Origin of the sequence: Pararoseomonas sp. SCSIO 73927 (assembly GCF_037040815.1) — a bacterium.
In the GTDB taxonomy this organism is placed as follows: domain Bacteria; phylum Pseudomonadota; class Alphaproteobacteria; order Acetobacterales; family Acetobacteraceae; genus Roseomonas.
This window is the reverse complement of record NZ_CP146232.1, coordinates 2,058,664-2,079,687: the sequence shown is the minus strand read 5'-3', so window position 1 is coordinate 2,079,687 and position 21,024 is coordinate 2,058,664. Positions and strand designations below refer to the sequence as shown.

Genomic DNA, 21,024 nt, shown 5'->3' with positions numbered 1-21,024 from the left:
GGCCCGAAGGCGGGGGTGGCACCCCCTGTCCCTCTCACCCCAGCATCTTCCCGGGATTGAGCAGCCGCGCCGGATCCAGCGCGTCGCGCATGCGCCGCATCAGGTCCATTTCCACCGGGTCCTTGTAGCGGCGCAGCTCGCCGGCCTTGAGCAGGCCGATGCCGTGCTCGGCGGAGATGGAGCCGCCGAGCTCCACCACGATGTCGTGGACGATCGCGTTCATCTGCTCCCACTCGGCCATGAAAGCGGCCTTCTCCATGCCGATGGGCTGGGTGAGGTTGTAGTGGATGTTGCCGTCGCCGAGGTGGCCGAAGGCGCAGACGCGCACGCCCGGCAGGGCTTCCGCCGCCGCCTCGCCCGCCCGGCGCAGGAAGGCGGGAACGCGGGAGACGGGCACGGAAACGTCGTGCTTGATGCTGCCGCCCTCCTTCTTCTGCGCCTCCGGGATGCCCTCGCGCAGGCGCCACAGGGCGGCGTACTGGGCACCGCTCTCCGCCACCACGGCATCGGCCAGGGTGCCGCGCTCGAAGGCCTCCTCCAGGATCCCTTCCAGCACGGGGCGCAGGGAGCCGTCATGGCCGGAGCCGGCGAGCTCGATCAGCGCGTACCAGGGGTGGCGCTCCTGCATCGGGTCCTGGCCGCCGGCGTGGCGGGCCACGATCTCGACGCTGAGTTCCGACATCAGCTCGAAAGCCGTCACGGCCTCCCCGGCGCGGTCGCGGGCGAGGGAGAGGAGCGTTAGCGCATCGGCCGGGTCGCGCAGGGCGCAGAAGGCCACCGTGCGGTCGGTCAGCCGGGGAAAGAGCTTCAGCACGGCGCGGGTGATGATCCCCAGCGTGCCCTCGCTGCCCACGAACAGGTGCTTCAGCGCGTAGCCTGTGTTGTCCTTGTGCAAGGCGCGCAACCCGTTCCACACGCGGCCATCGGCCAGCACCACCTCCAGCCCCAGCACGAGGTCGCGGGCGTTGCCGTAGCGCAGCACGTTAATGCCGCCGGCGTTGCTGGCGAGGTTGCCGCCGATCTGTGCGCTGCCCTGCGCGCCGAGGGAGAGGGGGAAGAGGCGGCCGGCGCGCTCCGCCGCTTCCTGGATGCTGGCCAGGACGCAGCCGGCCTCGACCGTCATGGTGAAGTTCACCGGATCGACCTCCTCGATCCCGTTCATGCGCCCGAGGGAGAGCAGCACCTCGTGCGCGGCGGTGACGGTGCCGCCGACGAGGCCGGTATTGCCGCCCTGCGGCACCACCGGCACGCCCGCCTCGGCGCAGAGGCGGACGGCCGTCGCCACCTCCTCCGTGCTGCGAGGGCGCAGCACGATCGGCGCCTGTCCGCGGTAGAGGCTGCGCTCCTCCAGCAGGTAGGCCTCGCGGTCGGTGTCCGCGGTCAGCACCGTGCCCTCCGGCAGGGCGGCGCGCAGGCGCTCGGCCAGATCGGTGGGAAGGGCGCGGGCGGGGGGGCGGATTTCGTTCATGCCGCGCGCTCCAGCACCGGGTCCACGCGGAAGAAGGGGGCAGCGGCGCGGTCCAGCGTCTCATCGCCGGCCCCGAAGCCGCGGCACCACTCCACCACGGCCCGCCGCGCCGCCGCGTCCCGCATCGCCAGCCCGGCGATGCCGTGGAAGCGTTCCACCAGGGGTTCCCACTCCCAGGGCGCCTCCGGGTCGCCGCGGCGGAAGCTGCGCTCCTCCGTCAGCACCTGCCCGTCCCGCGTCGTCGCGGTGATGCGGGCCGGGCGCTCCTTCGGGTAGCGGGCGGAGAACTCCGGCGGGGCAAGCACCTCGATCCGGTCCGCCAGGGCCTGCACCGCCTCATCCCGCACCGCGCTTCCGTCGAACCCGGTGAAGGAGAGGTCGCCGCCGGAGAGCATCAGTGCCACGCAGAAGGCGGTGGAGAACTTCGCATCCCCGGCGTTCGTCGGACGGCGCAGGCCGGCCACGTCCAGCAGCGCCTGCGGCCCCTCCGCCGTCACGGAGGCGATCTCCTCCACCCGCAGCCCGGCCTTCCGCATCAGGTCCTGCGTCGCGTCCAGCAGGCTGTGCATCTGGCCGCACACAGGCCAGCCCTTGATCGTGGCCGTCAGGATCATCGGCGCGCCTTCCGGGACGAGGGAGGCGGAGGGTTCCGGCGCGATCTTCCACGCCGCCAGCATCCCGCGCCCTCCCTCCAGCACGCGGGCGGCGCCGGGGATGCCGGCCTCCGCCAGCAGCGCCGCCGTCACGCCGTTGCGCACGGCGATGGCGGGATGCACGGCCTTTGCCTCCATCGCCCCGTCCTCCAGGAACTGCCACAGCCCGGCCGCCTGCGTTCCGGCATGGCCGAGGGCGGAGAGGGTGGCGGCGGCGTCCAGCCGCAGCAGCCGTGCGGCGGCTGCGGCGGCGCCGAAGGTGCCGGCAGTGGCGGTGACGTGGTTGGTTGCCGCGTGCGCCTTGCCGAGATGGGCGCCCATGCGAAGCCCGGCCTCGTAGCCCGCCAGCACGGCCGCGCGCATGTCCGCCACCGTCACGCCCGGCCGCGCCTGGGCCAGCGCCACCACGGCGGGCCAGACGGTGATGCCGGGGTGCATCATCGCGGCGCGGTGGCTGTCGTCGAACTCCCAGAAATGGCTAATGGCGGCGTTGGCGGCAGCCGCCTCCACCGGCGACCAGCCGCGCGCGTCGCCGGCCACGGCGCAGCCCCCAGCGCAGCCCGGGGCGCCTGGCGCCGCCAGCGCCGCGAAGGCGGCGAGGTAGCGCGGGTAGAGATCGTGCGCGGTGCCGGCGATCAGCGCCCCCGCCCAGTCCAGCGCGTAGCAGGCCAGGGCGGAATCCACCGCCGCATCGCCCGCCGCGCCCTCCGTCGCGGCCACCCAGGTGGCCAGCTCCTGCAAGGCGGGTCCGGTCATCCCTTGCTCTCCTCCTGCGCGATCACGCCGCGCCCGGCCACGGGGATGCGGAGGAAGGTCACGCCCCTCCCCTCCCCCGCCGGGAAGCGCCCCGCACGGATGTTCACCTGGATGGAGGGCAGCAGCAGCGCGGGGGCGGAAAGCGTCGCGTCCCGCTTCGTGCGGAGCGCGACGAAAGACTCCTCGTCCCGGCCCTCGCCCACGTGGATGTTGCGCGCGCGCTGCTCCGCCACCGTGGTCTCCCAGGCGAAGCGGTCGCGGCCCGGCGCCTTGTAGTCGTGGCAGATGAAGACCCGCGTCTCCGGCGGCAGGGCCAGGATGCGCCCGATGGAGCGGTAGAGCTGACGCGCGTCCCCGCCCGGGAAGTCCGCCCGCGCCGTGCCGGAATCCGGCATGAACAGCGTGTCGCCGACGAAGACGGCGTCGCCGATCCGGTAGGCCACGTCCGCCGGGGTGTGGCCGGGCACGTGCAGCACCTCCACGCTCAGCCCGCCAAGGGCGAAGGTCTCGCCGTCCTCGAACAGCCGGTCGAAGTCGCCGCCGCCCGGCAGCAGGTCCCGCGCGTCGAAGACCGGGCGGAAGATGGCCTGCACCTCCGTGATCCGCGCGCCGATCCCCACCGGCGCGCCGGTCCGCTGCTTCACGTAGGGGGCGGCGGTCAGGTGGTCGGCATGGGCGTGGGTCTCCAGCACCCACTCCAGCCGCAGGCCCTTCCCCTCCGCCGCGGCCAGGAGGGCGTCGGCGGAGCGCGTGTCCGCCTCCCCCGCCGCGTTGTTCCAGTCCAGCACGGGGTCGATCACGGCCGCCGCCCGCGTCGCCTCGTCCCAGACAAGGTAGGAGACGGTGTTCGTGGCCTCGTCGAAGAAGGCCTGGACGGCCGGTGCATCCTTCATGGCGAACCTCTCTCGCTCCGATCGGCGCCCGCCCGGGAATCACACGGGGGCGGCGCCGCTACCCGACGTCGATGCGGACCTTGCTCTTCAGCTCCATCCAGCCCCGGATCTCCTTGTCCAGGATCTCCGCCAGGGCCTGGCGCGGGCCGGGCACGAAGGTGACGCCATCCGCCCGGAAGCGCTCGCGCAGCGCCTCGTTGGAGATGGCCTTGTTCAGCCCGGCGTTCAGCTCCTCCAGCACTGGCACAGGGGTGGCGGCGGGGGCGAAGAGGCCGTTCCAGCTGTACACGTCGAAGCCCGGGATCGTCTCCGCGATGGCCGGCACGTCCGGCAGCAGCGGCGCGCGGTCCTTCGCGCTCACGGCCAGCAGCTTCGCGCCCTGGTTCAGCAGCGCCAGCGCGTCCGAGAGCTGGGCGAAGATGCCGTGCACGCGGCCGGAGAGGAGATCGGTGGCGACCACGCCGCTGCCGCGGTAGGGCACGGGCGTGATCTCCGTGCCGAGCTGCAGGGCCAGCAGCTCCCCGGCCAGGCGGGTGGCCGTCATCTGGCCGGTGTTCGCCAGCAGGAACTCGCCCCGGCGCGCCTTCACCCAGGCCACGAGGCCCGCGAAGTCGTCCGCCGGGAAGCCCTTCGTCACGGTTAGCACGTAGGTCTGCGTTGCCAGCCGGCCTACCGGGGCCAGGAACTGCCGGGGATCGCCGGGCAGGAGCTGCGGCTGGAAGGCGGCGGTGATGGAGGTGCCGGGGGTGGCGATGAACAGCGTGCTGCCATCCGGCTCCGCCCGCGCGACGGAGGCGGCGGCGATGGCGCCGGAGGCACCCGGGCGGTTGTCCACCACCACCGGGCGGCCGAGCGCGGCCGACATCGGCTCCGCCACAGCGCGGGCGATGATGTCCACGGCGCCGCCGGGCGCGAAGGGAACGGCCAGCAGCAGGGGGCGCCCCCCTGATCCTTGGGCTGATCCCTGGGCGCGCGCGAGGTGCGGCGCGGCGAGCGCGGCGGCGCCCCCGGCGAGTCCTGACAGCAGGAGGCGCCGCGTGGAAGCGGGGCGAAGGTGAGCGTCGGCCACGGTGTGTTCCTCCAAGGGCGCCGTTCCCTGCCGGTTCGGCCGGCTTATGTCCAGTTCGGCGCGTGAATTGCAAAATTCACCCTTATCGCATGGTTGATTGATCGTATGTTCAAGGGCCGGGCGGCCGTTACGCCTCCAGCCAGGCAGCGCTGCGGGCCAGCACCCGGTCCACCGAGGCGCCGGCCTCGCCGAGGTAGCCGTGCGGGTCGGTCATGCCGGTGATCTCGGCCTCGGTGGAGACCTTGGAGATTTCGGGGTGGCGGCGCATGGCCTCGGCGAAGTCCAGCCGGTTCTCGATGCCGTGCATGGAGGCCTCGTAGATCCACTCATGGGCGTTCTGCTTGCCCACCTTCTCCCCGAGTTCCAGCATCACCCGCTCGGAGAGGAGATAGCCGCGCATCCGGTCCAGGTTCTCCATCATGCGCTGCCTGTCCACACGCAGGCCCTTGAGGAGGGAGGCGCACTGGAACAGCAGGGCGCCAGCCATGAGGCAGCACTCCGGCATCGCCTTCCACTCGGTCTTCCAGCCGATGCCGTCGCGCTCCCCCTCTGCCACCATCGCCTCCATCATGAGGCCGGCGGAGGCGCGCAGGCCGCGGGCGACGCAGGGCAGGTTCTCCGCGAAGACCGGGTTGCGCTTGTGCGGCATGGTGGAGGAGCCGAGCTTGCCCTCGGTGAAGCCCTCCTCCACCTCGGCGAACTCGTTGCGCTGCATGTTGAACAGCTCGTTGCCGATCTTGCCGATCGTGCCGCCGATCATGTTCAGGATCGAGGCGTACTCCGCGAAGCGGTCCCGCGCCGGCGCCCAGGAGATGTCGGGCACGCCGAGGCCGAGCACGGCCATCGTCCCCTCCTCCACCTGCCGCGCCTTCGGCCCGAGCGAGGCCTGGGTGCCGACCGCGCCCACCAGCTCGCCGACGAAGAGGCGGGGCTCGCACTCGCGGAGGCGCTGGTGGTGGCGCCCGATCTCATCCAGCCAGATGGCGCATTTGTGCCCAAAGGTAATGGGCAGGGCGAGCACGCCGTGGGTGCGCCCGGCCATGACCGTGTCCCGATGCTCCCGCGCCAGCCGGGCCAGTTCGCGTCCCACGGCCTTGATGTCCCGCAGGAACAGAGCGTGGCAGTCGCGGATCTGCAGCACCATCCCCGTGTCGATCACGTCCTGGGTGGTGGCGCCGTAGTGGACCCACTGCCCGGCCTCGGGCGAGCAGGCGGCCTGGAGCTGCTTGATGGCCGGGACCAGCGCGTGCTTCACGCGGCGGATCTCGGCGGCCATCCTCGGGATGTCGATCGTGTCTCCCCTGGCATGGGCCACGATGTCGTCGGCCGCGGCCTGGGGAATGATGCCGAGCCGGGCTTGGGCCGTGGCGAGGGCCGCCTCAACCTCCATCCACTTCTGCACGCGCATGGGCTCGTCGAAGATCGCCCGTGTCTCCTCCGTGCTCCAGTTGTGCTGGAGCGCCTGCATGTCGAAGACCGAGATGCCCATGGGTCCCTCACCGCCGGACGAACGTCCGTTTCAATGAATGAAAGATGTTTTGCTGATTGAAACCTAATCGGGAACGCGCCTCTGCCGCAAGACATGCTCTGCAGGTTGCCTCCAGCGCGATCATCCGTTGCCGACATCCATCAAGATTCAGTGATGCAATCGGTTACGCCGGGTTCACGGATCATCCACACCCGGTTAGGATTTCCAGAGAGTCAACAACTTAGGGTTGATTTTAGAGAAGTTGCGAAACCTGAGAGTCAAAGAAGGGGACTGTTAACTATCTTCACTTGTGGCGTTTGATTTGTGTCTCATTTCCGGACGCGGCCTCCAAGGGTGGAGCCGCTCCGCAAAGCGCAGAGGGGGATAGATGCCGTCTCACGTCGCTGTCGAAGCTGTCGAGGATCTTGCCCGCTACGCACGGGCGCACGCGCTGGAAGACGCGGAGTCGGTCCTCATGGAGATCATGGCCCTGCTGATGCGGCCCTCCCGACGCCGGGCGGGAATCCGAATCAGCTACCGCCACCCGGTCGGCGCCCGGGTCGCCCCCGGCGCCCCGGACGCGATCCGGGTCTCCATCCAGCGCCTGCGTCGCCGCCGGCAGGAGGAGGAGGCGCGAACGGGGCTGCAGCCCGGCAGGGTTCAGTCCGGCAGGGTCCCGTCGGACTTCAGCACCTCGCCCGCCAAGTAGAGGCTGCCGCAGACCAGCACGCGGGCCGGCGCCGCCCCGGCCCGCGCCAGGGCGGCCAGCGCGTCGGCCACGCGGGGCCCGGGGCGCGCGATGCCGCCCGAGGCGGCCACGATCTCCCCCGGTGGCACGGCAAGGTGCTGGCCGGGCTCCGCCACGGCCCAGGCCGTGGCGGCCAGCGGCAGGAGCGGCGCGAGGAACTCCGCCACTGCCTTCGACTTCTTCATCCCAACCACGAGGTGCAGCGGCCGGTCCTGCCACGTCCGCAACTGCGCGGCCAGCGCCAAGCCGGCGCCGGGGTTGTGCCCGCCGTCCAGCCACAACTCCCAACCCGGCGGGAGCGCGGCGGCGAGCGCGCCGTGCAGGCGCTGCAGCCGCGCCGGCCAGCGCGCCGTCTCCAGCCCGCGCGCGATCGCCGCCTCCGTCAGCCAGGGCGGGTTCCAGGCGCGCAGGGCGGCGACGGCGATGCCGGCATTCTCCGCCTGGTGCGGGCCGGGAAGCGCTGGGCGGGGCAGGTCCAGCGCGCCGGCGGCGTCGCGGAAGCGCAGCCCCTCCCCCGCCGCTTCCACCCACCAGTCCCGGTCCCGCGCCAGCAGGGGGGCGCCGCGCGCGGCGGCCTCGGCCTCCAGCACCGCCATGGCCTCAGGCGGCTGGCGGCCGGTGGCGGCGGGGATGCCGGGCTTGATGATGCCGGCCTTCTCCCCGGCGATCCGCGCCAGCGTGTCGCCCAGGAAGTCCGTGTGGTCCATGGAGATGGAGGCGATGCAGCAGGCCGCCGGGCGGTCCACCACGTTCGTCGCGTCGTAGCGGCCGCCGAGGCCCACCTCCAGCACCAGCAGCTCCGCCGGCACGCGGCTGAACAGCAGGATGGCTGCGGCGGTGGTGATCTCGAAGACGGTGATGGGGCGCCCGGCATTCGCCGCCTCCACCTCCTCCAGCGCCGCGGCGAAATCCTCGTCCGTCACCAGCGTGCCGGCCAGCCGGATGCGCTCGTGGAACCGCACGAGGTGGGGGGAGGTGTAGACATGGACCCGCTTCCCCGCCGCCTCCGCAATCGCGCGCAGGAAGGCGCAGGTGCTGCCCTTGCCGTTGGTGCCGGCCACGTGGACCACCGGCGGCAGGCGCCGCTCCGGGTGGCCCAGCGCGGCGAGGCAGACCTCCAGCCGGTCCAAGCTGAGGTCGATGAGCTTCGGGTGCAGCGCGTGCAGCCGGTCGATGATCCGTTCGGACCGCCCGGCCTCGGCGCCCGGCATCAGGCGCAGCCCGGCGGGCGCGCCCGGCAAGGGATCGGGCAAGGGATCGGGCAAGGGATTGGGCGGGGCGGAAGCGGTCATCGCGCCCTACTCCGCCGGGGCGGGCACCACCGGCTCCGAAGGCGGCACCTCGGCCGGGGCGGCCGGGCGCAGGAAGCCGATGAGGCGCGCCAGCGTCGCCTTCATCGCCCCGCGGGGCACGACCATGTCGAGGATCCCGTGCTCCAGCAGGTACTCCGCCCGCTGGAAGCCCTCCGGCAGCTTCTCCCGCACGGTCTGCTCGATCACGCGGGCGCCGGCGAAGCCGATCAGGGCGTTGGGCTCGGCGATCTGGATGTCGCCGAGCATGGCGAAGCTCGCCGTCACGCCGCCCGTGGTGGGATCGCAGAGCACGACGATGAAGGGCAGCCCCGCCTCCTTCACCATCCGCGTCGCGATGATGGTGCGCGGCATCTGCATGAGGGAGACGGCCCCCTCCTGCATCCGGGCCCCGCCGGAGGCGGTGAAGACGATCAGCGGCGCGTCCTGCAGCACGGCCAGCCGGGCGGCGGTCACGATCCCCTCGCCGACCCCGGCGCCCATGGAGCCGCCCATGAAGGAGAACTCGAAGGCCGCGGCGACCGCCGGGCGGCCCTCGATCGTGCCGTGGGCCACCGCGATGGCGTCGTCCATCCCGGCCTTCTGCTGGGCCTCGCGCAGGCGGTCGCCGTAGCGGCGGCTGTCGCGGAAGCGCAGCGGATCGGCGGGCGCCCGGGGCAGCTCGATCCGCTGCCAGCCGGCGTCGAAGGTGTAATCCAGGCGGCGCGCGGCGGAGATCCGCATGTGGTGCCCGCATTTCGGGCAGACGTGCAGGCCCCGCTCCAGGTCCTGGTGGAAGACCATCTCCCCGCAATGCGGGCACTTGATCCAGAGGTTCTCCGGCACGTCGCGCTTGGTGCCGAAGAGCGTCTGTATCTTGGGCAGCGCCCAGTCGGAGATCCAGTTCATCGCCGCCTCAATCCGGGCCGACGCCCCTCGCCACGGGATCGTGGGGCGGGAGGACCGGCGGGGGGAGGTAGTCGCGCCGGGGTGTGCGGCGCAAGAGGCCGGCCGCCTCGGGGTCCGCCTCAGGGTTCGCCTGCGGGGTCGCCTCCGGGGCCGCGCCCGGCCGCGTTTCCCACCGCGGCCCCCGCCACCGCACCGGTTATGGACCGATCGCGCCGCTTCGGCGTTAAGCTGCCGCCATGCCCCCGGACGATTCCCGCACCGCCGATCCCTACACGGTCCTGGGCGTCGGCCGCACGGCCGGCCCGGACGAGATCCGCAAGGCGTTCCGCAAGGTCGCCAAGGCGAACCACCCCGACCTCAACCCCGGCGACCGCACCGCGGAGGAGCGGTTCAAGGCCGCCAACGCCGCGCACGACCTCCTCTCGGACCCTGCGCGCCGCGCCCGCTACGACCGCGGCGAGATCGACGCCGCCGGGCAGGAGGTGCCCCCGCGCGGCTACTACCGCGACCACGCGGAGGGGGCGGCGGGCGCCCGCTACGCCGGCCGCGGGCCCGAGCGCAACCCCGAGAGGGGCGACCCCTTCGCAGGTATGGGCATGGGCGGCGGCAACCTCGACCCGGACGACCTGGAGAGCATCCTCGGGATGTTCCGGAGCGGCGACGCGGGTTTCCGCGCCGGCCCGCGCCGGGGGCGCGACGCGAGCTACCGGCTCTCCGTGGATTTCCTGGAGGCGGTGAACGGCGCCACCACCCGCCTGACCCTGCCCGATGGCGGGGCGCTGGACGTGCGCATCCCCCCGGGCCTGGAGGATGGCGGCGTGCTGCGGCTGCGCGGCAAGGGCGCGCCGGGCGCGGAGGGCGGGGCGGCCGGGGACGCGCTGATCGAGGTCTCCATCCGCCCCCACCCCTTCTTCACGCGGGAGGGCCGGGATCTGCGGATGCACTTACCTGTGACAATGCGGGAGGTGGTGCTCGGCGGAAAGGTGGCGGTGCCGACGCCGCGGGGAGAGGTGATGCTGACGGTGCCGCCCCGTTCCGATACCGGCGCCCAGCTCCGGCTGCGCGGCCGCGGCGTGGCCGAGGGCGGCGGGAAGCCCGCCGGCGACCTGCTGGTGACCCTGCGCCTCGTGCTCGGCCCCGTCGATTCCCGGCTGGAGGAGTTCCTGCGCGACTGGACGCCGGAGGCCCCCTTCGACCCGCGCGAGGAGATGAGGAGGAAGGCATGATCGCCTTCGAGAGCGTGGTGGCGCAGCTTTCCGGGCTGGACCCCGCCCGGCTGGAGGCCTGGATCGCCGAGGGCTGGGTCCGGCCCGCCCACAGGGAGGGGCGCCCGGTCTTCGAGGAGATCGACCTGGCCCGCTGCCGCCTCATCCTCGAGTTGCAGGAGGAGATGGAGGTGGGCGATTCCGCCATGCCCGTCGTCCTCGGCCTGCTGGACCGCCTGCACCGCACCCGGCGCCAGCTGCGCATCCTGGCGGAGGCGCTGGAGCGCGGCCGGCACGGGGCGAACCCCGCCATCGACCCCGGGAACACCCATGCCTGAGCAGGACTTTTCGGGCCCAGACCTGTCGAGCCCAGACCTATTGGGCCCCGACCTATCGGGCAGCGTCGGCGCGCTCAGCGCCGCGGTCCTCGGCGCTGCGCTGGACATGGCGGGCCTGGCCGTCATCATCACCGAGGCACCGCTGGACCGGCCCGGCCCGGTGATCCGCTACGTCAACGCCCATACCGAGGCGGTAACGGGCTACTCCGCCGCGGAGCTGATCGGCCGCTCCCCCCGCCTCCTTCAGGGGGCGGAGACCAGCCGCGCGGAGCTGGACCGCCTGCGCCGCTCCCTCGAGGCGGAGCGCCACTTCATCGGCTCGACCGTCAACTACCGCAAGGACGGGACCCGATACCTCAACGAGTGGGTGGTCACCGCCATCCTGGGCGCGGGCGGCGAGGTGACGCACTGGCTCTCCATCCAGCGCGACGTCACCACCGGGGGCCGCAACCACCCCGGCGCGGAGGAGCTGCGCCGGCGCACGGAATCCATCCTCTCCACCCTTCGCAGCATCGCCGCCCGCAACCCCGCCCCGGCCAGGGAACCGGCCCTGGAGAACCGCCTCGCCGCCCTCGGCCGCGCGCAGCGCGAGGCCGACCTGGGCTCCCTGCTCCGCGCCGAGCTGGCCCCCTGGCCGGACCGCACGGTGCTCGAGGGCCCGCCCGTCACCCTGCGCCCCGGCCTCGCCGGCCCCCTCGCGCTGGCCCTGCACGAGTTGGCGGCCCATGCCGCCCGCCGCGGCGCCCTGGCCACCCCCGCCGGCCGCCTGGCCGTGCGCTGGCGCACGGAGGCCGGCCGCCTCGTCCTTGACTGGCAGGAGAGCGGCGTCCCTGCCCCGGACGATGGCGCGCTGCGCAGCGGCTACGCCCGGCAGGTGCTGGACGAGGCCCTGGCTTTCGCGCTCGGCGGCGAGACACGGCTGGAACTGCGGGCGGACGGGCTGGCCTGCACCATCTCGGTGCCGTTCGAGGGGTAACGTCGGGGGAGGCGTCGCCCCCCCGGGGCCCCACCACCGGGGAGAAGGAATTCTCCCCGGCCCCTCATCTTTTTCTCTCGGGCTGCCGCGGAACTGACGGGAGGGTCGGTCCTCCACGATCGCTGCGTGTCCTGCCCCTGCAGTCGCCTCGGCTCGCGGAGCCGAGGCGCACCGTCAGCCCGGGGCTTCCAACTTGCAAAAGAAGATGATGGTGAGGGGACGGGGGAGAGGAAGAATTCCTTCTTCCTCTCCCCGGGACATCCCGCCACGTCCGGCCTGGAACCTGCATAGGCGCCCAGAGATGGCCGGACCGACGCTCACGCCAATGTGGACGGCCCGCGAGAAAGTATTTTAGGCTTCAACGAAACGACACGGAGGCTTCCAATGAACCTGAACCGACGCGGCCTGCTGGCCACGGGCGCCGCCCTCGGGCTCGGCGCCTCCTCCCTCGCGCGGCCGTCGCTGGCGCAGGGTGCGCCGCTGAAGATCGGCATGATCACCACCCTCTCCGGCGCGGGTGGCTATATCGGGCAGGACATCCGCGACGCCTTCCAGCTGGCGATGGAGATGGAGGGCGGGAAGCTCGGCGGCACGCCGGTCCAGCTGCTGGTCGAGGATGACGGCTTCCGCCCCGGCCAGGGCAAGCAGGTGGCCGAGCGGTTCATGAAGAACGAGCGCGTGCGGCTGCTGACGGGGATCATCTTCTCCAACATCCTCGGCGCCGTGGTGGGCGACGTGCTGGATGCAGGCGGGATCTACGTCTCGCCGAACGCCTCGCCGTCGAACCTCGCGGGCCGGGAGTGCCACAAGAACTTCTGGTCCGTGGCCTGGCAGAACGACAGCCTGCACGAGAGCGCGGGGCAGCTGGCCAACAATCTCGGCCAGAAGAAGATGTTCATTCTGGCGCCGAACTACCAGGCCGGGCGCGACGCGCTGACGGGGTTCAAGCGGCTCTACAAGGGGCAGGTCGCGGGCGAGGTCTACACGCGGCTGGACCAGACGGACTACGCGGCGGAGATGGCGCAGATCCGCGCGGCGGCGCCGGACGGCGTGTACCAGTTCCACCCCGGCGGGCTGGGGATCACCTTCCTGCGGCAGTACGTGCAGGCCGGGCTTCTCGCCAACATTCCGATGACGCTCGCCTCCCCTTCCATGGACGCGACGACGCTTTCGGCGGTGGGCGATGCGGCGGTGGGCATCAATCTCACCAGCCAGTGGAACAGCGATCTCGACGTGCCGGCGAGCAAGCGCTTCGTCGCGGCCTTCCAGGCGAAGTACAACCGCATCCCGACCTTCTACGCGCAGCAGAGCTTCGACACGGCGCTGGCGATCGGCGCGGCGCTGAAGGGCACGGGGGGCAAGGTGGACGACACGGAGACCTTCTACCGCGCGATGAAGCCGGCGAGCTTCGAGAGCACGCGCGGCAAGTTCTCCTTCGGCGCCAACAACCACCCCGTGCAGGACTGGTGGGCGATCCGGGTGGAGAACGTCGCCGGCAAGCCGGCGCTGGTGACGAAGGATCGGGTGCTGACGGACCACGGCGACGTCTACGCGGCCCAGTGCAAGTTCTGATCGGCAAGTTCTGATCGGCAAGTTCTGACTTAGGAGAGTGGCGTGGCGCTTCTGCTGGAGCAGTTGCTGAACGGGGTCCAGCTGGGCGTCACGCTCTTCCTGCTGGCGGCAGGGCTGACGCTGGTCTTCGGGATCATGGGCGTGATCAACCTCGCCCACGGCTCCCTCTACATGGTCGGTGCCTACGCGGCGGCGGTGGCGGCCTCCTCCACCGGTTCCGCGGTCGTCGCGCTGCTGGCGGGGCTGGCGGCGGCGGCGGCCGTGGGGATGGTGGTGGAGTACGCCGTGCTGCGAAGGCTCTACGCACGGGACCACCTGGACCAGGTGCTGGCCACCTTCGGGCTGATCCTGTTCTTCAACGAGGGAATGGTGCTGCTGTTCGGCCGCCAACCCCTTTTCGTGAACGTGCCGGAGGCGCTGCGGGGCACGGTCCGCGTGCTGCCGGGCGTGGACTACCCGATTTACCGCCTGGCGATCATCGCGGTGGGGCTACTGGTGGCGCTCGGCCTCTATGTCCTGATCCAGCGGACGCGGGTGGGGATGCTGGTGCGCGCGGGCGCGACGCACCGGGAGATGGTGCGGGCGCTCGGGGTGGATGTCCGGCTGCTCTACACGCTCGTCTTCGGGCTGGGCGCCTTCCTGGCGGGGCTGGCGGGGGTGATGACGGGGCCGATCCTCTCCGTGCAGGTGGGGATGGGGGAGCAGATCCTGATCCTCACCTTCGTCGTCGTCGTCATCGGCGGGATCGGCTCCGTGCGGGGCGCGCTGTTCGGGGCGGTGCTGGTCGGGCTGGTGGACACGGTGCTGCGGGCCTACGTGCCGGGGCTGTTGCGGCAGGTGATGGAAGGGTCTGAGGCGGACGCGCTGGGCGCGGGCCTCGCCTCGATGGGGGTGTACCTGCTGATGGCGCTGGTGCTTCTGGTGAAGCCGCGCGGGCTGTTTCCGGCTCATGCTTGAAGGGGCCATGCATAAGATGATCCGGGACGAACGGGCCTGGGTGGTGGCGCTGCTGGTGCTGGCCGCCTTCATCCCCGTGCTGGCGCCGATGCTGGACAGCCCCGCCACGGTGGGGCTGGCCACGCGCATCGTGATCTACGCGATCGCCGCCTCCTCGCTGAACCTCATCCTCGGCCATGCCGGGCTCGTCTCCTTTGGACACGCGGCCTATTTCGGGCTGGGCGGATACGCGGTGGGGATCCTCTACGCGCATTACAGCTCGGGGGAGCCTTTCCTGGGCCTCATCCCCGGCTCGAACAGCCTGCTGGTGACGATGCCCGCCGCGATCCTCGTCGGCGGCGTGGGGGCGGCGATCATCGGCGCGCTCTCGCTCCGCACGGCGGGGGTGCAATTCATCATGATCACCCTCGCCTTCGCGCAGATGCTCTTCTTCCTCTTCGTCTCGCTGAAGGCCTATGGCGGCGATGACGGGCTGGCGATCCGGCGCGTGGCGCCGGTGCTGGGGCTGAACCTCCGGGACGCGGCGACGCTGTTCTGGATCTGCCTCGGGCTGCTCGCCGCGTGGCTGTTCCTGATGGACCGCATCGCGCGATCCCGCTTCGGGCGGGTGCTGGCCGGCGTGCGGCAGGGGGAGCGGCGGATGGCCGCGCTCGGCGTGCGGACCTACTTCTACAAGCTCGTCGCTTTCGTCATCGCCGGCATGGGCGCGGCGATGGCGGGGGCGCTGATGGTGAACTACCTGCGCTTCGTCTCGCCGGACATGATGGCCTGGACCAAGTCCGGCGAGATGATGATCATGGTGATTCTCGGCGGGCTGGGCACGCTGCTGGGGCCGGTGATCGGCGCCGCGGCGCTGGTGACGCTGGAGTACAGCCTCTCCGGCATGACGGAGCACTGGCAGTTCGTGCTGGGGCCGATCCTGCTGCTGGTCGTGCTCTTCGCGCGCGGCGGGCTGATGGGCGTGGTGCGGCGCCTGGCCGGGCGGCGCGCGCCGGAGGCGGAACCGCCCCAGGCCCTGCCGGCGGGCGAACTGACACCAAGCCAGGCGCTTCCGGAGACCGCGCGACATGGCTGAGCCGCCCGTCCTCTCCGTCCAGAACCTGGTCAAGCGCTTCGGCGGCCTGACCGCGACGGACAAGCTGAGCCTGGAGGTGCTGCCGGGCGAGCTGCACGCGCTGATCGGGCCGAACGGCGCGGGCAAGACCACCGCGATCGGCCAGATCATGGGCGAGATCACGCCCGACAAGGGCCGCATCCTCTTCATGGGGGAGGAGGTCACGCGCCTCTCCGCCCCGGCGCGGGTGGCGCGCGGGCTGGCCCGCACCTTCCAGATCACGCAGTTGCTGGAGGACGACACGGCGGAATCCAACGTCGCGCTGTCCGTGCAGGCGCGGGCCGGGCACTCCTTCCGCTTCTGGCGCGATGCCTCCCGCGATCCGCGGCTGCTGGAGCCGGCGCGGGCGGCGCTGGAGGAGGTGGGGCTCTCCCGCGCGCGCTGGGCGCTGCCGGTGGCCGATCTTTCCCACGGGGAGCGCAAGCAGCTGGAGCTGGCCGTGGCCCTGGCGAGCCGCCCGCGCATGCTGCTGCTGGACGAGCCGATGGCGGGGCTGGGGGCCAGCGAATCCCTGCGGATGACGGAGGTGCTGCGCCGCTTGAAGGGCCGCATCCCCATGCTGCTGGTGGAGCACGACATGGACGCCGTGTTCAGCCTCGCCGACCGCCTCTCCGTGCTGGTCTACGGCCACTGCATCGCCTGCGGCGCGCCAGAGGCGATTCGGCAGGATCCGCAGGTGCGCGCGGCCTACCTCTCCGAGGAGGAGGCGGTCTGATGCTGGAGGTGGAGGGGCTGCGCGCCGGCTATGGCAGCGCGGAGGTGCTGTTCGACGTGAACCTGCGCGTGGGCCAGGGTGAGGTAGTGACGCTGCTCGGCCGCAACGGCATGGGCAAGACGACCACGGTGCGCGCCATCATGGGCCTGAACCCGCCGCGCGGCGGGCGGGTGAGGTTCCGGGGCGCCGTGGTCTCCGGCCTGCCGCCGGAGGGCGTGGCGCGGCGCGGCATCGGGCTGGTGCCGGAAGGGCGACAGGTCTTCCCGACGCTGACGGTGCGGGAGAACCTCGTCGCCACCGCCGCAGATCGGGAGAAGGCGCGCCATCCCTGGACGCTGGAGCGGGTCTTCACCCTGTTCCCGCGCCTGCGGGAGCGCGCGGGGCAGTCGGCCCGCACTCTCTCGGGCGGGGAGCAGCAGATGCTGGCCATCGGCCGCGCGCTGATGACCAACCCGCACCTGCTCATCCTGGACGAGGCGACGGAGGGGCTGGCGCCGGTGATCCGGGCGGAGATCTGGACGACGCTGGCCGAGCTCAAGGCGGAGGGCCAGGCGATCCTGCTGATCGACAAGACCCTGGCGGCGCTGCGGCGGCTGGCGGATCGGCACACGGTGCTGGAGAAGGGCCGCACCGTGTGGGAGGGCAGCGGGGCGGAGCTGGACCGCGACTTCGCCCGGGTGAAGGCCTGGATCGGGGTCTAGCCGCCCTACCCGATGACGCGCACGGCCCTGGAGCCCGTGCCGGAATACATCGCCTGGTCGCGGGCGGTGGTCTCGGCCTCCACCCGCTTGGCCTCCCTTGCGCGCAGCTCGTTCAGCTCCGCCTGCGCGGCCTCTCCGGCGCGGATGCGGGCGCGGGCGCGGCGGCGGGAGGGACCGGCGGCCGCCCAGGCGACAAGGGCGCCGAGCAGGAAGGCGAGCGCCGCGATCAGCAGCACCGCCAGCGCCAGCGGGGTCTGCCAGGTCAGGTCGAAGGGCCAGAGGCCGACCTGCACGGGCTGCATGTTTGAGACGGCGAACAGCACGATGACGAGGAGGAGGGGCAGGAACAGCAACGCGCGCCACATCGGCGGAACTCCTGTGGTGTCAGCCTTCCGCGGCCTTCGAGGGGGCCTTGGCCGAGGGGGCCTTCGAGGCGGCGGTGGAGGCGGCAGTCTGGCGCGGGCTCTGCAGCGGGCCGCCATTGACCCTCTCGCGCAGCTCCTTGCCGGGCTTGAAGTAGGGAACGGCCTTGCCGGAGACCGCAACGGACTCGCCCGTGCGGGGGTTGCGGCCGGTCCGGGCATCCCGCTTCTTGGCGGAGAAGGCACCGAAGCCCCGCAACTCCACCCGGTCCCCGCGGGAGAGCGCGGCGGTGATCTCCTCGAAGATCGTGGCCACGATCAGCTCCACGTCCGGCTGGCGCAGATGGGGGTTGGCCGCCGCCAGGGCCGCGATAAGTTCCGACTTCGTCATGCCGACGGGGTCGTCGATGATGTCACTGCGCGCATCCCGGTCCGATCAACGCGGAGGCTGCCAAAGCGTCCCCGCGCCGTCAACGTGCAGCGGCGCGCCAAGCCCTTCTGAAATCAGGGTTTTCACCATGGGCGGCAGAGCGGCGGCCAGGGTCTCGCCCAGCGCCGTGCCAATGGATGCGCCGAAGGTGCGCTCCCGCAGGTCGCGGGCGCGCAGGTCGCGCACCGGCAGGTCCTCGGCGATGCTGTGGGCCGTGGCGAGGTGGGCGCGGGCCTCCCTCTCCCCGCCGATGGCGTCCACCAGCCCGGCGGAGAGCGCCTGGCGGCCGGTCATGATGCGGCCATCGGCCAGCGCCCGCACCCGGTCCTCCGGCATGCGGCGGCCCTCCGCCACGCGGCGGACGAACTGGTCGTAGAGGTCCTGCACCACGGCGCGCAGCGCGGCGCGGCCCTCCTCCGTCAGCGGCCGGAAGGGGCTGGGCTGGTCCTTCAGCGCGCCGGAGGTGATGGCCTCCGCCCGCAGCCCGAGGCTGCGCATGGCGCCCTCCGCGTCGAAGGACTGCAGCAGCACGCCGATGGAGCCGGTCACGCTGCCTTCCCTGGCGAAGATGCGCTCGGCGGGCATGGCGATCATGTAGCCGGCCGAGGCGGCGGTGCCGCCGAAGGTGGCCACCAGCGGTTTGGCGGCGCGGAAGCGGGCCAGGGCGGCGTGCAGGGCCTCCCCGCCCGCCACGGTGCCGCCGGGGCTGTCCACCGCCAGGATCATGCCGCGGACCGAATCGGATTTCGCGGCCCGCTCGATCGCCTCCACCAGCCGGCGGTCATCCGTGATGGTGCCGGACACGGTGAGGCGGAGAACATGCGGGCCGGCGGCGAAGCCGGCGAGGGACGACGGCCCGTCCTCGTCCAGCGCCGCGGCGGCCAGCCCGAGCCCGCCGATCACGGCCAGGACGGCGAGAAGGCGCCACAGCCCGCGGCTGCGCTTCAGGCGCCGGCGGTCCAGCAGCAGGTCGGCCTCCAGCCCGCCCTGGATCCCGGGCAAGGGGGCCGCGGAGACCGGGGGCGCGGCGGCCGGGGGCTGGGGCGCGGGCCAGGGAGAGGGCGTTGCCATGCCGCGTCTATGCACGGCCCGCGCGGGCCGCGCTAGAAGAAGCGCGCAAGAAGAAGCGCGCCAGACGAAGCCGGACCACGGCGGTGGGCGCGACGCAAAACCCGCGCCCCGTCGCGTGACACGGGACCGCGGCCCGGGTTAGAGAGAAGGGGTTCTCAAGGCCCGGCCGCCGGGTGCGGGCCACTCCAACGGGACAACGCCCATGCGCCTCGCGCTCCTTGCCGTGCCGGCCCTCCTCCTCGCTGTGCCGGCCCTGACCGCACCGGCCGCCGCGCAGACCCAGCTGCGCTCCCGCGCCGTCGCCAATGCCGTCACGCCGCCCTCCACAGGGGATGCAACCTGCGACGACGCGGTGGCGGCCTGGCGGGCCTGCATCGCCGCCTCCCCCAAGGCGCCGGCGGACAAGGTCCAGGCGAACACCGAGGTGGACAAGTTCGTGCGCGACGTCTTCGACGCCCGCGGCCCCCACCGCGACGACCTGATCCGCGCCTGCGGGCCCACCGCCTCCGGCTACCGGCTGATGGTCGAGAACGGGACCTGCGCCGGCAACATCACCGGCGCCCGGGACGACCAGGCGACCCGCGTGGGCACGCCACCCTCCGCTGTCGCGGCGCAGCGGCGGGCGCAGCGGTAGGTCTTCGCCTCCAGTCTGTCCCGGGGAGAGGAAGAAGGAGTTCTTCCTCTCCCCGAACCCCTCACCATCATCTTCTTCTAGGCTTTGGGAATACCCGGCTGCCGGTGCGCCTCGGGTCGATGACCCGAGGCGACTGCAAGGGCAGGAAGAGGCCCCTCACGCGGGGCCCCGTCGCAGGACGGCGCCGCAGCAGCCAGACGGGGGTCCAGGGGCCTCCGGCCCTTGGCGGGTGAGGTGTGGAGAGGGCGGCGCCCTCTCCACGGCCTTTCAGCGCCGCCGCCGGAGAAGCAGGTGGACCGCCCCCGTATTGGCCCGGTGCGGGTGCGCCGCGCCCAGGATCAGCGGCCGCAGCGAGGGCAGGTTGAGCCAGTGGGGCAGTTCGCGGCGGAGGATCCCGCCCTCCCCGCTGCCTTTGCCGGTGACGATCGCCACGCAGCGCACGCCGTCCGCATGGGAATCCCGGATGAAGGAGAGGGTGGCGCCGTAGGCCTCCTCGGCGCGGCGGCCGTGGAGGTCCAGGGTGCGCTCCGGGCGGATCTTGCCGCGGCGGAGGTCGCGCCAGCGGCGGTCGTCCATGCCGGCGCCGGGCTGGCCGACGGCGATGGCGGGCACGCGGGCGGGGGCGGCCGGGTGGGCCGGCGGGATCGGGGCTTCGGCGGGCTGGGGCGGCGGGGCAGGCGGCTCGGGCACGGGGGGCGGCGGGGCGTCGCGGCCGGGCAGCGCCGCGACGCCGTTCAGGGCGAGGTAGGCGTGCCACAGGGCCCGCTCGGCCTGCGAGACAGGGCGCGGACGTCTGGCCATCAGTCGGCGGGGTTGGCGATCTCGCCGGGGCGGGCGATCGGCTCGCGCGCGGCGGCCGGGCGGGGGTCGGCGGCCTCGGACAGGGCGGTACGGGCGGCGGGCGCGTCCTCGATCAGGATGACGTGCAGGCGGCGCGGGCCGTGGGCGCCGAGCTCCAGCGTCTGCTCGATGTCGGCGGAGCGGGAGGGGCCGGTGACGAGCATGACGTTGCGGGGCATGAAGCCGCCCGATGGGTTCGGATTGGGCTCGGCACCGCCGCGCTCGGCGCGCAGGCGGTCCCAGGCCTCCTCATAGGCGCCGAGGATGTCGGAGGCGCGGAGGATCGCGATCTCCGTCTCCGGCAGGATGTTGAGGGTGGTCGGGCGCTCGGGCCCGGAGGGGAAGACGAGGGTGCCCGTCTCCGCCACCCCGGCCCAGGCGTGCTGGACGGAAACGGCGTCGCTGGGCAGGGCGCGGCGCGTCTCGAAGGCCAGCATGGGGCGGTCCGCCCAGGGCAGTGCCGCAAGCGCCGGGTGCGGGGCGAGGACGAAACGCGGCTCGAGGTTCTGCGCGGCCAGGTAGTCCGCCACGGCGGCGGGGACGGAAGCGGCATCCTCCACCCGCTCCACCGTGCCGAACTCTTTCTCCACGTTCTTCACGAAGAGGGCGATCTGCTCCGGGCCGCCGATGCGGGCGCGGGCGGGGATGAGGTGGCGGGGATGGGTGGCCAGCCGCCCGTCCAGCATCGCCGCCTGGTCGCCCGGCAATGCACCGCGGCGCAGCCCGCGCCGGACGGCGCCGAGGATCGCTTCCCTGGATTCGTCGGAACCTGAGGCCATGCGCGCTTGTAGCACAGTCTTCACGGGCTGGCCCGCGATGCGGGGCCTGGAAAGAGGAAGGGGCCAGGGGATTGCTC

General features: G+C 72.5%; 22 protein-coding genes. 10 read left to right on the top strand and 12 right to left on the bottom strand.

Annotated elements, in window-relative coordinates; genetic code table 11:
- Positions 1 to 34: 34 nt before the first annotated feature.
- The 5 genes from VQH23_RS09870 to purB form a co-directional block, all read right to left on the bottom strand.
- The gene (locus VQH23_RS09870; protein ID WP_338665467.1) at positions 35 to 1,468 is read right to left on the bottom strand and encodes an FAD-binding oxidoreductase; all 1,434 of its coding nucleotides are present in this window, start codon (positions 1,466 to 1,468) and stop codon (positions 35 to 37) included.
- Positions 1,465 to 2,877 carry an MmgE/PrpD family protein gene (locus VQH23_RS09865; RefSeq protein ID WP_338665466.1) on the bottom strand — a complete coding sequence of 471 codons (1,413 nt, stop codon included), beginning with the start codon at positions 2,875 to 2,877 and terminating at the stop codon, positions 1,465 to 1,467. Before VQH23_RS09865 ends, VQH23_RS09870 begins: the two co-directional genes overlap by 4 nt.
- Positions 2,874 to 3,770 carry an MBL fold metallo-hydrolase gene (locus VQH23_RS09860; protein WP_338665465.1) on the bottom strand — a complete coding sequence of 299 codons (897 nt, stop codon included), beginning with the start codon at positions 3,768 to 3,770 and terminating at the stop codon, positions 2,874 to 2,876. Before VQH23_RS09860 ends, VQH23_RS09865 begins: the two co-directional genes overlap by 4 nt.
- 58 nt (positions 3,771 to 3,828) lie before the next feature.
- A complete protein-coding gene (locus tag VQH23_RS09855) occupies positions 3,829 to 4,839 on the bottom strand; it encodes a tripartite tricarboxylate transporter substrate-binding protein (RefSeq protein WP_338665464.1) in 1,011 nt (336 codons plus the stop codon).
- A gap of 127 nt (positions 4,840 to 4,966) precedes the next feature.
- A complete protein-coding gene (purB, locus tag VQH23_RS09850; RefSeq protein ID WP_338665463.1) occupies positions 4,967 to 6,328 on the bottom strand; it encodes an adenylosuccinate lyase in 1,362 nt (453 codons plus the stop codon).
- 367 nt (positions 6,329 to 6,695) lie between these two features.
- Between purB and VQH23_RS09845 the strand changes: the two genes are divergently transcribed.
- Complete coding sequence (locus VQH23_RS09845) at positions 6,696 to 7,016, top strand: hypothetical protein (protein ID WP_338665462.1); 321 nt, start codon at positions 6,696 to 6,698, stop codon at positions 7,014 to 7,016.
- Here the strand turns inward: VQH23_RS09845 and VQH23_RS09840 are convergent.
- Positions 6,968 to 8,266: a folylpolyglutamate synthase/dihydrofolate synthase family protein gene (locus VQH23_RS09840; RefSeq protein WP_338666083.1), complete on the bottom strand. Its 1,299-nt coding sequence runs from the start codon at positions 8,264 to 8,266 to the stop codon at positions 6,968 to 6,970. The two genes, VQH23_RS09845 and VQH23_RS09840, sit on opposite strands and share 49 nt — an antisense overlap.
- An 87-nt stretch (positions 8,267 to 8,353) precedes the next feature.
- Positions 8,354 to 9,253, bottom strand: coding sequence for an acetyl-CoA carboxylase, carboxyltransferase subunit beta (gene accD / locus VQH23_RS09835; protein WP_338665461.1), 900 nt, complete (start codon positions 9,251 to 9,253; stop codon positions 8,354 to 8,356).
- A 236-nt stretch (positions 9,254 to 9,489) separates the two neighbouring features.
- Here accD and VQH23_RS09830 point away from each other — a divergent pair, with 236 nt between their 5' ends.
- The 8 genes from VQH23_RS09830 (at position 9,490) to VQH23_RS09795 (ending at position 16,831) form a co-directional block, all read left to right on the top strand.
- Positions 9,490 to 10,479, top strand: a complete 990-nt coding sequence (locus VQH23_RS09830; protein WP_338665460.1) for a DnaJ C-terminal domain-containing protein — start codon at positions 9,490 to 9,492, stop codon at positions 10,477 to 10,479.
- Positions 10,476 to 10,796 carry a chaperone modulator CbpM gene (locus VQH23_RS09825; protein WP_338665459.1) on the top strand — a complete coding sequence of 107 codons (321 nt, stop codon included), beginning with the start codon at positions 10,476 to 10,478 and terminating at the stop codon, positions 10,794 to 10,796. The genes VQH23_RS09830 and VQH23_RS09825 overlap by 4 nt, the downstream gene beginning before the upstream one ends.
- Positions 10,797 to 10,836: 40 nt before the next feature.
- The gene (locus VQH23_RS09820; protein WP_338665458.1) at positions 10,837 to 11,772 is read left to right on the top strand and encodes a PAS domain-containing protein; all 936 of its coding nucleotides are present in this window, start codon (positions 10,837 to 10,839) and stop codon (positions 11,770 to 11,772) included.
- Positions 11,773 to 12,156: 384 nt separating this feature from the next.
- Positions 12,157 to 13,344 (top strand): ABC transporter substrate-binding protein, encoded by a 1,188-nt coding sequence (locus VQH23_RS09815; protein ID WP_338665457.1) that lies wholly within the window; start codon positions 12,157 to 12,159, stop codon positions 13,342 to 13,344.
- 42 nt (positions 13,345 to 13,386) lie between these two features.
- Positions 13,387 to 14,301, top strand: coding sequence for a branched-chain amino acid ABC transporter permease (locus tag VQH23_RS09810; RefSeq protein WP_338665456.1), 915 nt, complete (start codon positions 13,387 to 13,389; stop codon positions 14,299 to 14,301).
- Positions 14,302 to 14,317: 16 nt separating this feature from the next.
- Positions 14,318 to 15,376, top strand: a complete 1,059-nt coding sequence (locus VQH23_RS09805; RefSeq protein ID WP_338665455.1) for a branched-chain amino acid ABC transporter permease — start codon at positions 14,318 to 14,320, stop codon at positions 15,374 to 15,376.
- Positions 15,369 to 16,130: an ABC transporter ATP-binding protein gene (locus tag VQH23_RS09800; RefSeq protein WP_338665454.1), complete on the top strand. Its 762-nt coding sequence runs from the start codon at positions 15,369 to 15,371 to the stop codon at positions 16,128 to 16,130. Before VQH23_RS09805 ends, VQH23_RS09800 begins: the two co-directional genes overlap by 8 nt.
- Complete coding sequence (locus VQH23_RS09795) at positions 16,130 to 16,831, top strand: ABC transporter ATP-binding protein (protein ID WP_338665453.1); 702 nt, start codon at positions 16,130 to 16,132, stop codon at positions 16,829 to 16,831. The genes VQH23_RS09800 and VQH23_RS09795 overlap by 1 nt, the downstream gene beginning before the upstream one ends.
- Before the next feature lie 5 nt (positions 16,832 to 16,836).
- Here the strand turns inward: VQH23_RS09795 and VQH23_RS09790 are convergent, their stop codons facing one another.
- From VQH23_RS09790 to sppA, 3 genes are read right to left on the bottom strand one after another with little or no spacing between them, the layout of a single operon-like run.
- Positions 16,837 to 17,196 (bottom strand): lipopolysaccharide assembly protein LapA domain-containing protein, encoded by a 360-nt coding sequence (locus VQH23_RS09790; protein ID WP_338665452.1) that lies wholly within the window; start codon positions 17,194 to 17,196, stop codon positions 16,837 to 16,839.
- Positions 17,197 to 17,215: 19 nt separating this feature from the next.
- Positions 17,216 to 17,584 (bottom strand): integration host factor subunit beta, encoded by a 369-nt coding sequence (gene ihfB, locus VQH23_RS09785; RefSeq protein WP_338665450.1) that lies wholly within the window; start codon positions 17,582 to 17,584, stop codon positions 17,216 to 17,218.
- 45 nt (positions 17,585 to 17,629) lie between these two features.
- Entirely contained in the window at positions 17,630 to 18,694 is a 1,065-nt protein-coding gene (sppA, locus tag VQH23_RS09780) for a signal peptide peptidase SppA (protein WP_338665449.1), read from the bottom strand.
- 202 nt (positions 18,695 to 18,896) lie between these two features.
- Between sppA and VQH23_RS09775 the strand changes: the two genes are divergently transcribed.
- A complete protein-coding gene (locus VQH23_RS09775) occupies positions 18,897 to 19,328 on the top strand; it encodes a hypothetical protein (RefSeq protein ID WP_338665448.1) in 432 nt (143 codons plus the stop codon).
- A 267-nt stretch (positions 19,329 to 19,595) separates the two neighbouring features.
- Here VQH23_RS09775 and VQH23_RS09770 read toward each other — a convergent pair whose 3' ends face one another.
- Positions 19,596 to 20,129 carry a Smr/MutS family protein gene (locus VQH23_RS09770; RefSeq protein WP_338665447.1) on the bottom strand — a complete coding sequence of 178 codons (534 nt, stop codon included), beginning with the start codon at positions 20,127 to 20,129 and terminating at the stop codon, positions 19,596 to 19,598.
- Entirely contained in the window at positions 20,129 to 20,947 is an 819-nt protein-coding gene (locus VQH23_RS09765; RefSeq protein WP_338665446.1) for a lactate utilization protein, read from the bottom strand. Before VQH23_RS09765 ends, VQH23_RS09770 begins: the two co-directional genes overlap by 1 nt.
- Between the last annotated feature and the right edge of the window lie 77 nt (positions 20,948 to 21,024).